This window comes from Cellulomonas shaoxiangyii, from assembly GCF_004798685.1.
Taxonomy (GTDB): Bacteria; Actinomycetota; Actinomycetes; order Actinomycetales; family Cellulomonadaceae; genus Cellulomonas; species Cellulomonas shaoxiangyii.
The window spans coordinates 3,406,294-3,419,383 of sequence record NZ_CP039291.1 but is presented as its reverse complement, the minus strand read 5'-3'; the positions used below and the strand labels follow the sequence as shown (position 1 = coordinate 3,419,383).

Genomic DNA, 13,090 nt, shown 5'->3' with positions numbered 1-13,090 from the left:
GGGCGTCTTCCAGCAGGCGCTACCCGGGCGGCCGTCACGCGGGCCGCGGCGGGCGGGGCGGTGGGGCGCGCTCAGCCGGGCGGAGCGGTCGAGTCGCGCACGGTGAGCGTGGTCACGAGCTGCACCTGGCGGGACGCCGGTTGCAGGCCGCCGGCCATCGCGAGCACCGTCTCCACGGCCATGCGGCCCATGCCGGCGAGCGGCTGGTGCACCGACGTCAGCCCGGGCGTCGTCCACGCCGCCTGCGGGGTGTCGTCGAAGCCGACGACGCTCAGGCGCTCGGGCACCGGGACGCCGAGCGCGCGGGCCGCGCCCAGGACGCCGACGGCGATCTCGTCGTCGCCGCACACCACGGCCGTCGGCGGGTCCGCCAGGCCCAGGAGGGCGATGCCCTGCTCGCGGCCCGTCTCGAGGCTGAAGGAGCCCTCGCGGACGAGGGCGCGGTCCACCTCGATGCCGGCCGAGGCGAGCGCGGCGCTGTACCCGTGGAACCGCTCGGTCGACGCCGCCGACGTCGCGGGGCCCCCCACCCAGGCGATGCGCCGGTGCCCCAGGCCGACCAGGTGCTCGGTCGCGGTGCGGCCGCCGGCCCAGTTGGTCGCGCCGATGCTGACGACGCGCGGGTCGCGCACGTCCACGGGGTCGACGACGACGAAGGGCAGCTGCGCGTCCTGGGCCGCCGCGAGCATCGCGTTGGGCTCGCCGACGGTGAGCCCGATGATCCCGACGACCCCGGACGCCTGCTGCTCGGCGACCCACGCGCGGGCGGCCGCGCCGGTGCGGCGGCGGTCGCGGTCCGGGGCGAGCCGTGGCAGCAGGTCGACGCCGGCGGCGGTCGCCGCGGCGAGGACGCCCTGCAGGACGCCGGAGATGTACGGCGACTCCAGCCCGTCGACGACGGTGGCGAGCGCACGCCTGCGCGGCGGGTGCGCGTCGTCGGTGCTCGAGCGGTAGCCGAGCTGCGAGACCGCCTCGTGCACGCGCCGGCGCGCGTCGGGCCCCACGCCGTAGCGGCCGTTGAGCGCCTTGGACGCGGTGGCGGTCGACACCCCGGCGTGTGCCGCGACGTCGGCCAGCGTCACGCGCCGGGAGGGTGACCTGCTCGCCACGTGTCACCCCTCGCAGAAATTGTTTCGCACTGGAACCTGCGGCGACGCGGCGCGTTCACCTTTGACCGACGGCGGGAGCAACGTTAGCGTCACCGGCGCATCAACGGTTGGTCGAAATTGTTTCACCGGCCGCGGGAGCGCATCGCGGCGCACCCGCTCGCCCGGCCGACCGCGACGCGCCCGAGGCTGCGTCGGCACCGCAGCCCGGCGCTCCTGCCGCGTTCACGCCACTGGAGAGACGCACCATGACCCACGACACGAGCACCACCCCCTGGCGCATCGACGGCGCCCCGGCGCTGGACGCCCCGCTGCGCCACGTCTGGAACGAGTGCGTCGGCGCCGGCCGCGCCAACGAGGCGCTGCGCGCGGACTGGCAGGCGCACTTCCGCGAGGCGGTCGACGTGCTCGGGGCGCGCTCCGTGCGGTTCCACGGGCTCTACCACGACGACATGTTCGTGTACCGCGCGTCCAACGGCGGCGGGTTCGGGCCCGGCACCGAGCTCGAGCGCCCGCTGCACACCTTCAGCTACGTCGACAAGGTCATCGACTTCGTCCTCGAGGCCGGCGCGCGGCCGTTCGTCGAGCTCGGCTTCATGCCGCGCGAGCTGGCGACGCAGACCGAGACGCTGTTCTGGTGGAAGGCCCACTGCAGCCCGCCGAAGGACATGGGGCGCTGGGCCGACCTCGTGACCGCCACGGTCGAGCACTGGGTCGAGCGCTACGGCATCGACGAGGTGCGTAGCTGGCGCTTCGAGGTGTGGAACGAGCCGAACCTCGTGCCGATGTTCTGGACCGGCACCCGCACCCAGTACTTCGAGCTGTACGAGGCCACCGTGCGCGCGGTCAAGGGCGTCGACTCCCAGCTCCTGGTGGGCGGCCCCTCGACGAGCGTCTTCGTCCCGGACGACCGCTACGCCGGCGAGACCGAGGACCGCAGCGCCACGCACGGCACGGCCGCGGCGCAGGACGTCGACGCGCTCGACTGGCGACCCGTGTGGATCGACGAGTTCCTGACCTGGTGCGCCGAGCGCGACCTGCCGGTCGACTTCGTCTCCACGCACCTGTACCCGACCGACTTCGCGTACCACGAGGACGGGGAGATCCGGCACATCCACCGCTACGCCGACGCCACCCGCGACGACCTCGTCACGATGCGCGACCTGCTCGCGCGCAGCGCGTACCCGGACGCCGAGGTGCACGTCACCGAGTGGTCGACCACGCCCTCGAGCCGCGACAACATGCACGACACCCTGTTCGCGGCCACGTACATCACCCGCGCGTACCTGCAGTGCACGGACCTGGCCGACTCGATCTCGTACTGGACGTTCACCGACGTGTTCGAGGAGGGCGGCGCCGGCATCGGCCCGTTCCACGGCGGGTTCGGGCTGGTCAACGAGCAGGGCCTGCACAAGCCGACGTTCCACGCGTTCTCGATGCTCGCGCGCCTCGGCGACCGCCTGCTGGCGCAGACGCCGCACGGCGTCCTCACGCGCGACAGCCGCACCGACGCGTTCTCCGCGGTGCTGTTCAACTACCCCGACGACATGGGCACGCAGGGTGTCGGCGGCGCGATCGGCTACTCCTCGACGCGCGCGCTCGCCGAGAAGGGTCCCGCCCGCCGGGTCCGGCACGAGGTCGCGGGCCTGGCCCCCGGTGCCCGGTACGCCGTCGAGCGCGTCGACTGGGAGCACGGCAACGTCGCCGAGGCGTGGCACGCGATGGGTGAGCCGCTCAACCTCACGCGCGAGCAGACCGCGCAGCTGCGCGAGGTCGCGGACGGCCTGTGGCGCACCGAGCTGGTCGTCGACGCCGACGGCGTGCTGACGATCGACCTCGAGCTGCCCGCGTGGGCCGTGGCGTCGGTGGCACCGGCGGCCTGACCGGCCGGCGCCCGCACCACGCGACGGCCCGGGCCCGACCGGTCCGGGCCGTCGCCGCGCCGGGGTGCGGTCCACTACCTACCGTCTACTCGGCAGACGACGTCACGACGAAGTGGGGCAGCAGTGAGCGACACGGGACGCACCGCGTTCGACCAGGCCGTCGACCGGGTCCGGGCCGGGGCGGCGCCCGCCGACGAGGCCGCCGCGCTGTACGCCGCGCTGGACGACGGCGAGCGGCTCGGGCTCCTCGACGGGGACACCCCGTTCTGGCAGGGGATGGCGGAGATGGGGCAGGGCTACAACGTCCGCCCGTACGTGCACGGTGCGGTCGAGCGGCTCGGCATCCCGGGGATCCGGTTCGTCGACGGGCCGCGCGGCGTCGTCTCCGGCCACGGCACCGCGTTCCCCGTGTCGATGGCGCGCGGCGCGACGTGGGACGTCGACCTCGAGGAGGAGGTCGGCGAGGCGATCGGCCGGGAGCTGCGCGCGATCGGCGGCAACTTCTTCGGCGGCGTCTGCATCAACCTGCCCCGTCACCCCGCGTGGGGCCGCGCGCAGGAGACGTACGGCGACGAGCCGTTCCACCTCGGCGAGCTCGGGGCGGCGCTGACCCGCGGCGTCGAGCGGTACGCCATGGCGTGCGCCAAGCACTACGCGCTGAACTCGATGGAGAACGCCCGCTTCACGGTCGACGTCACGGTCGACGAGGCCACGCTGCACGAGGTCTACCTGCCGCACTTCAGGCGCGCGGTCGACGAGGGCGTCTCCGCGATCATGTCGGCCTACAACTCCGTCAACGGCGAGTGGGCCGGGCAGAACCACTACCTGCTCACCGACGTGCTGCGCGACCAGTGGGGCTGGGACGGCATCACCGTCAGCGACTTCATCTGGGGCCTGCGCGACGCGGCCGCCTCGCTCAACGCGGGCCTCGACCTCGAGGAGCCGTTCGTGCAGCAGCGCGCCCGCGACCTGCCCCGCCAGCTCGAGGCCGGCGAGACGACGTGGGAGCTCGTCGAGCGCGCCGGCGTGCGGCTGCTCGCCGCACAGCTGCGGTCCTACGCGCGGCGCGACCAGGGCGACTTCCCGGTGGAGCTGATGGCGTCGCAGGCGCACCGCGACCTGGCCCGCGAGGTCGCCCGCCGCGCGATGGTCCTGCTGCGCAACGAGCCCGTCGAGGGCGCGCCCGTCCTGCCGCTCGACCCGGCGCGCGTCACGTCGGTCGCCGTGGTCGGCCGGCTCGCGACCGCGCCGAACATGGGCGACAAGGGCTCGTCCGACGTGCGTCCGCCCAGCCACGTCACCCCCGCCGAGGGCATCCGCGCCGCGTTCCCCGGCGCCACGGTGACCGTCGTCGACCAGGACGACCCGGCCGCCGCGGCCGAGGCGGCCCGCGCGGCCGACGTCGCGGTCGTCGTCGCCGGCTTCGACGAGCGGGACGAGGGCGAGTACGTCGGCTCCGACACCATGAACCGGCCCGAGCTGCTCGCGCTGTTCCCCGAGCAGCCGGACGGCCAGGGGCAGGCGTCCGACGCGATCACCGCGGCCGCCGGCGAGGGCAACGTCGTCATGACCGCCGGCGACGAGTACGGCGGCGACCGCCGGTCGCTCACGCTGCGCCCGGTCGACGAGGAGATCATCCGCGCGGTGGCCGCGGCCAACCCGCGCACGGTCGTGGGCATCGTCGCGGCCGGTGCCGTGCTCATGGAGCGGTGGCAGCACGACGTCCCCGCGCTGGTCATGACGTGGTACGCGGGCATGGAGGGCGGGCACGCGCTCGCGGACGTGCTCACGGGGGCGCACAACCCGTCCGGGCGGCTGCCGTTCTCGGTGCCGACGAGCGAGGAGCACCTGCCGTTCTTCGACCGCGACGCGACCGCGATCACGTACGACCGGTTCCACGGGCAGCGGCTGCTCGACCGCCTCGGCGTCGAGGCGGCGTACCCGCACGGGTTCGGCGTGTCGTACACGACGTTCGCCGTGGAGGACGCGGCCGCGGGCCCGGTGGTCGACGGCGCGCTGACCGTGACCGCGCGCGTGCGCAACACCGGCGAGCGGGACGGCCGGCACGTCGTGCAGGTCTACGGCCGCCGCACGGAGGGTGACCGCGCGGGCGAGACCGCGGTCGTCGGGTTCGCCGTCGCCGAGGTCCCGGCGGGGCAGGCCGTCGAGGTCGCCGTGCCGGTGAGCCTCGCACCGCTCTCGCGGTGGGACGCCGACGCCAAGCGCCTGCGGCTGCCCTTGGGCGTCGGCGTCGAGCTCGACGTCGCGTCGCACGCGCACGCCGCCGACGCCGTCACGCTCCGGATCGAGGCGTGAGCACGGTCGTGTGAGCCCGGTCCCCGGGCAGCGGATCCGCGGGAGGCCGGCCGGGCCCTCGCGGAGCCCGGCCGGAGCCGCGGGCGGCTGTCGGCGGACGAGCGCCGCCGACAGATGCAGTGGCTTCGCGAGCCGGGGGCCGTCGACCTGGTGGGGGAGTGGGGCGGGGCGGTCGCGCTGCTGGTGCCCGTGGCGCCGGGACCGTCGGACGGGCGGCGCGGCACCGGCTGAGGCGGACGACGTGTGCTCCCGGCAGGCGCCGTCCCCGTGCGGTGCAGCGACGGGGCGAGCGCCGGGCGGGGGAGGATGGGCCGGTGAGCGGGCGGCGGGAGGTGCGGGCGTGCCGTCGTACCGCGTGACCGCGACCGTCGGTCTGCTGCGGCCCGGCACGGCCCCGGCCGACGTCCTGCCCGAGGCGGTCGCCGCCGCCCGCGCGCTGACGACCGTGGAGGCCCACGACGTCGGCGTCGTGCGCGGCGAGGCCCGCGTGACCGTCCGCTTCCAGGCCGAGGGGGACGGCGCCGCGCGGCGGGTCGGATGGGCCGTGCTCAGCCGCCTCGACGAGCTCGCGGAGACCACCGACGGCCGGCTCACCCGCCGCTACGGCAACCGCTGGCTCCCGCCCCGCCGCCCGAACGCCGGCTGACCGCTGCTGGCTCACCCCTGCCGACGAACCGGCGCTTTCTCAGCACCGGTGCCCCTGGACGCTGGGGAACTCCGGGTTCGGCGGCCGGTGCCCCGTCACGATGGCCCGGGATGCCCGGGGGGTGTCCGCGACGGGTCGTTCCGGGGGGCGGGTGCCGGACGGCGGCGCGTCGGGCAGGGTGGAGCCGTGGTGAGCCTGGACGAGGTGGTCGACGACCTGTACGGCGGGTCGCTCGCCGACTTCGTCGCGCGCCGGGACGCCGCCGCGCGCGAGGCGAAGGCCGGGAAGGACCGGGACCTCGCCCGCCAGATCGCGGCCCTGCGCAAGCCGACGCTCGCCGCGTGGGCCGTGAACCTGCTCATGCGCGACGACCCGGCCCTCGCGGAGCAGGTCCGCGCCGTCGGCGAGGGGCTGCAGGAGGCGGAGCGGTCCCTCGACGGCCCGGCGCTGCGGGAGCTGAGCACGCAGCGGCGCACGCTCGTCGCCGGGCTCGTGCGCCGCGCGCGGCGCCTGGCGGCGGCCGCCGGGCAGAAGGTGTCGGAGGCGGCCGCGCAGGAGGTGGACCGCACGCTGAACGCGGCGCTGCTGGACCCGCGCGTCGCCGACGCCGTCACGAGCGGCACGCTGACGCAGGGCCAGGAGTACGTCGGCTTCGGCACGGCCGAGCCCGGGCCCGCAGCCCGTACGGCCGCCGACGCGGGCGGTCGCGGCGCCGCCGCGCACGACGACGCGCGCCCGGAGGGCGGCACGGACGGGGACGCGCACGACGGGGGTGCCGACGCCGCCGACGGCGCGGACGCCGTGGTGACGGCGTTCCCCGTCGGTGGGCGGGACGGGCCGGCCCGTGCGCGCCGCGGGGACGCGTCGGGCGGCGGCGCAGCCGGCGACGACAGCGACGGCGACGGAGACGACGACCGCCCCGGCGACGGCGACGGCGGCGCGTCCGGCGGCTCCGCCGGCGGCTCGAGGGGACGTGCTCGGACCCCCGGACGCGCCGAGCGCGGCCCGACGTCCCGGCCCGGGGGCAGCCGGACGTCGTCCGACGGTGCGACCACCGAGGCGGAGCGCGCCCGCGCCGAGGCCGCCGAGCGGGAGCGCGGGGCCGCCGAGGAGCGCGCCGAGCGCGTGCGCCGGGCCGCCGAGGAGCGCGCGGAGCGCGAGCGCCGGGCCGCGGAGGAGCGCGCCGAGCGGGAGCGGGAGCGCGCGCGGCTGCGGCACGAGCAGGCGGTGGCGGCCCGCGAGGACGCCGAGGCCGAGCTGGCCCGCCTGGAGGAGCGGCACGACGGCGCCACCCGCGCCGAGCGGGACGCCGCCACCGCTCTCGAGGATGCGGAGGAGGCGTCGGCCGAGGCGTACCGGGCCGAGGAGGAGCTGGTCCGGCAGCTCTCGGAGCTGCGCCGCCGGCTCACCGAGGCCCGCTCGGCTCTGCCGCGCGTCGACGAGGCCGTCATGACGGCGCAGACGGCCGCGCACGAGCGCGAGAAGGCCGTCCGGGCGTCCCGCCGCGAGCTCGAGCGCGCCCGCGCCACGACCGAGCGCGCCCGCGAACGCGAACAGGAGACGGCCGAACCCCTCCCACCCCCACCCTGACCCCCCGGCCCGAGCCGGCGAGGTGCAGATGCACCCGCTTTCCGAGCGCATGGCCCGGCGGATCTGCACCTCACGGGCCCGGCGTCGGGGGGAGGCGCGGGGGTGGGCGGGTCGCTTGTCGCGGGTGGGCGGGGGTGGAGCCGTCATGATGGGCGTCGTGCCCACCGGACCGGACGATGCCGAGCTCGAGCTGATCCGACGGTCCGGCACGGTGCTGCGCGTCGGGCGGCTCAGCCTGTCGGCCGGCACGGGGTCGTACCGCGTCAAGGCGTCGATGGCCCGCGTGGCGCGCGCGCTCGGCGTCGACCGCCACCAGGCGCACGTGACGCTGACGGAGATCACGACGACGTCGCACCAGGGGCGCTCGTTCCGCACCGAGGTCACCGAGGTCCGCAGCGTCGGCGTCAACACCGACCGCCTCGCCGAGCTCGAGCACCTGGCGCAACGCGTCGAGGCGCACGCGCCCGTGACCGTCGCGGAGGTGGACGCGGAGGTCGACCGCATCGCGACGAAGCCGCCGCTGTACCCGGTGTGGCTGAACGCGCTGTGGGCGGCCCTCGCGTGCGGGGCGTTCGCCTTCCTCAACAACGGCGGGCCCGTCGAGGTGCTCGGGGCGTTCCTGGGCGCCGGCCTCGGGCAGGGGCTGCGGCGCACGATGCTGCACCGCGGCTACAACCAGTTCGGCGTGACGATGCTGGCGGCGGCCCTCGCGGCGGTCACCTACCTCGGCTTCGTCGCGCTGCTCGACCTCGCCGGGGTCACCGGCGGCGCGCACGAGACGGGCTACGTGGCCGCCGCGCTGTTCCTCGTCCCCGGGTTCCCGCTGGTCACGGGCGCGCTCGACCTCGCGCGGCTCGACCTGTCCGCGGGCGTCGCGCGGCTGACGTGGGCGCTGATGATCTTCGTGTCCGCCGCGTTCGCGGTGTGGGCCGTGTCGATCGTCGTCGGCCTGAGCCCCGACCCGCCCGGCGCGGCCGCGCTGGACCCCACCGCGCGGCAGGCGCTGCGGCTGCTCGCCTCGTTCGTCGGCGTGCTGGGGTTCGCCCTGATGTTCAACAGCCCGTGGTCGATGGCGCTCGTCGCCGCCGGCGTCGCCGCCGTGCCGAACGTCCTGCGGATCGCCGCCGTGGAGCAGCTCGTGTGGCCGCCGCAGGCCGCCGCCGCGGTCGCGGCGTTCCTCGTCGGGCTGCTCGCCGCGTGGGCCGCGCCGCGCCTGAACATCCCCCGCGTGACGGTCTACGTGCCGGCGGTGACGATCATGGTGCCGGGCGTCGGGGCGTACCGGGCCGTCTACCACCTGAGCAACGGCGACGTCACGACGGCCCTGGAGTACGGGGTGCCCGCCGCGCTCGTCGTCACCGCGCTCGCGGTGGGCCTCGCGGTCGCGCGCATGGTGACCGACCGCGAGTGGGGCTTCGAGCACTGACCGGCCGCCGCCGGACCCGCGGCCGGGCCGCCGCGCCGCGCTTTGGCGCCTCGACCGGCGGCGGGTAGCCTGTGCACGTCCTGGAGACGTCGCATAGCCAGGTCTAGTGCGCGGCCCTGCTAAGGCCGTGAAGGGGTCAACCCTTCCGTGGGTTCAAATCCCACCGTCTCCGCTCCTGCGAGGGCCCCTGTCGAGCACCTGCTCGGCGGGGGCCCTCGTCGTGCGGGGGCCGGGGGAGCGCGTCCCCGCGCACCGAGCCGCGAGCCGAGGTCGGCTGCCACCTGCCCGGGGAGCGCGCGGACGGCCGTGCCCCTACCGTCGGACCGACGACGTGCCACGCGGCCCGGACGCCGCGGGCGCACGGGGACGACGGAGGAGCGGACCGTGGACATGGTGCTCGTGGCCGGGCTGTGGCTGGCGGCGTCGGAGTGGGACGCCGTGGCGGACGCGCTGCGCCGCCGGGGGCACCGGCCCGTGGCCGTGGAGCTGCCGGGCACCGGACCGGACGCGGCGGCCGCCGCGTCGCTCGAGGACCAGGTCGCGGCCGTCGTCGCGGCCGTCGACGCCGCCGACGCGCCGCTGGTCGTGGGCCACTCCGCCGCGGCGGCGCTCGCGTGGGCCGCCGCCGACGCGCGTCCCGGGGCGGTCCGCCGCACGGTGCTGGTCGGGGGGTTCCCGGTGCCGGACGGCGCGACGTACGCGGACTTCTTCCCGGTCGTCGACGGCGCCATGCCGTTCCCCGGGTGGGGCCCGTTCGAGGGCGCGGACAGCGCCGACCTCGACGACGCGGCGCGCGACGCCCTGGCGGCCCGCACCGCGCCCGTCCCCGAGCGGGTGGCCCGCGGCGTCGTCCGCCTGCGCGACGAGCGCCGGTACGGCGTCCCCGTCACGGTCGTCTGCCCCGAGTTCAGCCCGGACGACGCCCGCGCGTGGGTCGCCGCCGGCGACGTGCCGGAGCTCGCCGCGGCGCGGGACGTCTCCTACGTCGACCTCGACTCCGGCCACTGGCCGATGCTCACCCGGCCGGCCGAGCTCGCCGCGGTCCTCGACGACGCCGCGCGGGCCTGACGACGCCGCGCGGTCCTCGACGACGCCGCGCGGGCCTGACGTGGCACCGGGGGTCACGACCCTCGACGCGTCGACCTGGGACGCGTTCGCCGAGCTGGTCGAGCGCAACAACGGCATCGTCGGCGGCTGCTGGTGCATCGGCTGGCACCGACGGGCGCGTGGCGCACGGCCGGTTCCTGTTCAGCGGCACGGTCGAGCTGTTCGAGGACCTCGGGTTCGTGCGCGGCCGGCAGCTCGGCAAGCACGCGTACGTGGTCAGCCGGGTCGTCCCCCCGGCGTGACCTGCGTCGCACCGCGGCGGCCGGGGGCATCGGGTTTGGGGCAGGGGCGTCGCTCCTGTAATGTTCTCTCCGGCCCGCAACGGCCACGCGCCCGTAGCTCAACGGATAGAGCATCTGACTACGGATCAGAAGGTTGGGGGTTCGAGTCCCTTCGGGCGCGCAGACGAGAGGCGCGGCACCCCCGGGTGCCGCGCCTCTCGCGTTCCCGGTCCCCCGCCGCGCGGGCCCGCATTGCACCGCACCGCACCCGCTCCGACCGACCCAGGACGAGGACGGAGATGCCGCCCGGACCGCACCCGTCGCGCCCGCCGCGCCAGCCGCACGCCCGGCTCGCCGTCGTCGCGCTCGCCGCCGCTGTGCTGCTCGCCACGCTCGTGCTGACGCTGCCGTCACCGGCCGGCACCCCCGCGCCCGCGGACGCACTGGGCAGCGGCGACGCGCTCGGCCCCGGGGACGCCCTGCACGCGGCCGACCGCGACACCGAGCTGGCCGTGCAGCCGGACGGTGACGTGACGCTGCGGTCGGGCGGCCGGGTCGTGTGGCACACGGGGACCGCCGGGCACGCCGGCGCGCGCCTCGTCCAGCGGCCGGAGGGCCGGCTCGAGGTGGTCGCCGCGGACGGCGACGTGCTGTGGAGCACCGGCACGGACGCGCCCGGCGCGCGCACGGTGGTCGAGCCGGGGCTGCTGCGCACGCTCGACGGCGCGGGGGAGCAGGTGTGGGCGGCCACGACGGACGGCCCCGCGCTGCGCACCGCGCCCGCCGACCGCGTCCCCACGGGTGGGCTCCTGCTGCCCGGCGAGTCGGTGACCAGCGGTGACGGGCGCGTGCGCCTCACCGTCGGCGAGGACGGGACCTTCACGCTGACCTCGGCCGACGGGCTCGCGTGGGCGGCCCCGCCCGCGCCGGCGGGTGCTCACGCCACGGTGACGGCCGACGGCGACGTGCGCCTCGTCGCCCCCGACGGCACGGTCGCCTGGTCCACGGGCACCGCGGTGCCCGGCGCCCGGCTCGTCGTGAAGGACCACGGCCGCGCGTACCTCGTGGGCCGCGACGGCGACGCGGTGTGGTCGACGCCGTCGCCGCCGGCCGAGCGCGCGCCGACGGTCGTCGGCCTGCCGCTGCCCGACCCGCTGCCGCGTCCGGACGGCGCCGACGACCCGGGCGCCCTCGCGCGTCCCGACGACCCCGCGCGCCCGGACGGCGCCGCCCCGGGGGAGCGCGCGTTCAGCACCGTGCTCTCTGCCGCGCCGCCGTACGTCGACCCGTCCTCCGCCGCCGCGCGGGCCGCCCGCGACGCCCGCGCCGAGGGCCGGGACGAGGACGCGGCGCTGCTCGACAAGGCCGCGGCCCACGTGTCGGCGCGCTGGCTGGGGCCGGCAGACACGGCCGCCGGCGTGCGCGCGTACGCCGACGCCGCGCGCGCGGCGGGCCGCACCCCGGTGCTCGTCGCGTACGCGATCCCCGACCGCGACTGCGGCAGCCACTCGGCGGGCGGCTTCCCGACCACCGGCGAGTACACGGCGTGGGTCGACGACGTCGCGGCGGGCCTGGCGGGCGCGGACGCCGTGGTCGTCGTCGAGCCGGACGCGCTCCTGCACCTGGAGCGCTGCGGCGACCGCGACGCGCGCCTCGCGGCGCTGCGGCACTCCGTCGACGCCTTCGTCGACGCCGGCGCGGAGGTCTACCTCGACGCGGCGAGCAGCAACAGCTTCGGCTGGAGCGCCGACGCGCTGCGGGACATGGCGCTGCGGCTGCGCGCCGCGGGGGTCGACCGGGCCGCGGGCTTCGCCGTCAACACCGCGAACTTCCAGCGCACCGAGCACGAGGCGGCCTACGGGCGGTACCTGTCGGCGCTGCTCGGCGGGGCGGCGTTCGTCGTCGACACGTCGCGCAACGGCAACGGCCCGCTCGCGGGCGAGGACGGCACGCAGTGGTGCAACCCGCCGGGGCGCGCGCTCGGCACCCGGCCCGGGGCGACGGGCACCGGCCCGCACGTGGCGAACCTGTGGGTCAAGACCGTCGGCCTGTCCGACGGCACGTGCCACGGCGGCCCGCCGGCGGGCCGGTTCTGGGTGGAGTACACCCTGGGCCTCGCGGAGCGCGCCGACTGGTGACCCGGTGCCCGGCGGCCGTCCCGGCCGCCGCCCGGTGCGACGCTCAGTCCCGGGAGCGTCGACGCTCGAGCAGCAGCACGTCCCGCCACGTGCCCGCCCGCGGCCCGTGCGCCGCGCGGCCCAGGCGCTCGCGCCGCCCGACCACGCGGAACCCGAGCGACGTGTGCAGCGCGACGCTCGCCCGGTTCTCCGGGAACACGACGGCCTGGACGGTCCAGATGCCGCCGCGGTCGGTGGACGCCAGCAGCGCCGTCAGCAGCGCGCGCCCGACGCCGCGGCCGTGCGCGTCGGGGTGCACGTACACCGACACCTCGACCACGCCCGCGTAGACGGCGCGCTCGGAGGTCGGGCTCGCGGCCACCCACCCGAGCACGGTGCCGTCCTCGTCGACCGCGACGAACCGGTGGTCGGGCAGCTTGCCGGCGTCGAAGCGGTCCCAGTCGGGCGGCTCGCTCTCGAGGGTCGACTCGCCGGTCGCGATGCCGCGGGCGTACACGTCACGGACCTCGGGCCAGTGCGCGGCCGTGAGCGGGACGATGCGCACGCCGGCGGGCGCGGGCGCGGGGGTGGCGGGGTCGGTCACCCCGACATGCTGCCGCAGCCGACGCGCGTGGGCGCGGGCGGCGTGCGTCCCCGTCGCGCCCGCCCCGGAGTGCC

10 protein-coding genes and 2 tRNA genes are annotated in these 13,090 nt (G+C 77.1%); 10 read left to right on the top strand and 2 right to left on the bottom strand.

Annotated features, from left to right (window positions below; genetic code table 11):
- Positions 1–71: 71 nt before the first annotated feature.
- On the bottom strand, positions 72–1,082 hold the full coding sequence (locus E5225_RS15245) for a LacI family DNA-binding transcriptional regulator (RefSeq protein ID WP_243738197.1): 1,011 nt from the start codon (positions 1,080–1,082) through the stop codon (positions 72–74).
- Positions 1,083–1,354: 272 nt separating this feature from the next.
- Here E5225_RS15245 and E5225_RS15240 point away from each other — a divergent pair, with 272 nt between their 5' ends.
- The 10 genes from E5225_RS15240 (at position 1,355) to E5225_RS15195 (ending at position 12,433) form a co-directional block, all read left to right on the top strand.
- The gene (locus E5225_RS15240) at positions 1,355–2,989 is read left to right on the top strand and encodes a GH39 family glycosyl hydrolase (protein WP_135973313.1); all 1,635 of its coding nucleotides are present in this window, start codon (positions 1,355–1,357) and stop codon (positions 2,987–2,989) included.
- 123 nt (positions 2,990–3,112) lie between these two features.
- Entirely contained in the window at positions 3,113–5,305 is a 2,193-nt protein-coding gene (locus E5225_RS15235) for a glycoside hydrolase family 3 protein (protein WP_135973314.1), read from the top strand.
- Between the two features lie 340 nt (positions 5,306–5,645).
- Positions 5,646–5,951 carry a hypothetical protein gene (locus tag E5225_RS15230; RefSeq protein WP_135973315.1) on the top strand — a complete coding sequence of 102 codons (306 nt, stop codon included), beginning with the start codon at positions 5,646–5,648 and terminating at the stop codon, positions 5,949–5,951.
- Between the two features lie 186 nt (positions 5,952–6,137).
- Positions 6,138–7,541, top strand: a complete 1,404-nt coding sequence (locus E5225_RS15225) for a hypothetical protein (protein ID WP_135973316.1) — start codon at positions 6,138–6,140, stop codon at positions 7,539–7,541.
- A 157-nt stretch (positions 7,542–7,698) separates the two neighbouring features.
- Positions 7,699–8,967 (top strand): threonine/serine exporter family protein, encoded by a 1,269-nt coding sequence (locus tag E5225_RS15220; RefSeq protein WP_135973317.1) that lies wholly within the window; start codon positions 7,699–7,701, stop codon positions 8,965–8,967.
- Positions 8,968–9,049: 82 nt separating this feature from the next.
- Positions 9,050–9,139 (top strand) — tRNA-Ser (locus E5225_RS15215).
- A gap of 218 nt (positions 9,140–9,357) precedes the next feature.
- The gene (locus E5225_RS15210) at positions 9,358–10,035 is read left to right on the top strand and encodes an alpha/beta fold hydrolase (protein ID WP_243738201.1); all 678 of its coding nucleotides are present in this window, start codon (positions 9,358–9,360) and stop codon (positions 10,033–10,035) included.
- A 158-nt stretch (positions 10,036–10,193) separates the two neighbouring features.
- Positions 10,194–10,316, top strand: coding sequence for a hypothetical protein (locus E5225_RS18155; RefSeq protein ID WP_279536535.1), 123 nt, complete (start codon positions 10,194–10,196; stop codon positions 10,314–10,316).
- A gap of 87 nt (positions 10,317–10,403) precedes the next feature.
- A tRNA-Arg gene (locus E5225_RS15200) sits at positions 10,404–10,476 on the top strand.
- 118 nt (positions 10,477–10,594) lie between these two features.
- Positions 10,595–12,433: a glycoside hydrolase family 6 protein gene (locus E5225_RS15195; RefSeq protein WP_135973319.1), complete on the top strand. Its 1,839-nt coding sequence runs from the start codon at positions 10,595–10,597 to the stop codon at positions 12,431–12,433.
- A gap of 43 nt (positions 12,434–12,476) precedes the next feature.
- Here the strand turns inward: E5225_RS15195 and E5225_RS15190 are convergent, their stop codons facing one another.
- Positions 12,477–13,016, bottom strand: coding sequence for a GNAT family N-acetyltransferase (locus tag E5225_RS15190; RefSeq protein ID WP_243738198.1), 540 nt, complete (start codon positions 13,014–13,016; stop codon positions 12,477–12,479).
- Positions 13,017–13,090 lie beyond the last annotated feature (74 nt).

What these genes read in the sequence shown, in the direction of transcription:
- E5225_RS15240 (WP_135973313.1), top strand. Translation starts at nt 1,355, where the DNA reads ATGACCCACGACACGAGCACCACCCCCTGGCGCATCGACGGCGCCCCG.
- E5225_RS15210 (WP_243738201.1), top strand. Translation starts at nt 9,358, where the DNA reads ATGGTGCTCGTGGCCGGGCTGTGGCTGGCGGCGTCGGAGTGGGACGCC.
- E5225_RS15195 (WP_135973319.1), top strand. Translation starts at nt 10,595, where the DNA reads ATGCCGCCCGGACCGCACCCGTCGCGCCCGCCGCGCCAGCCGCACGCC.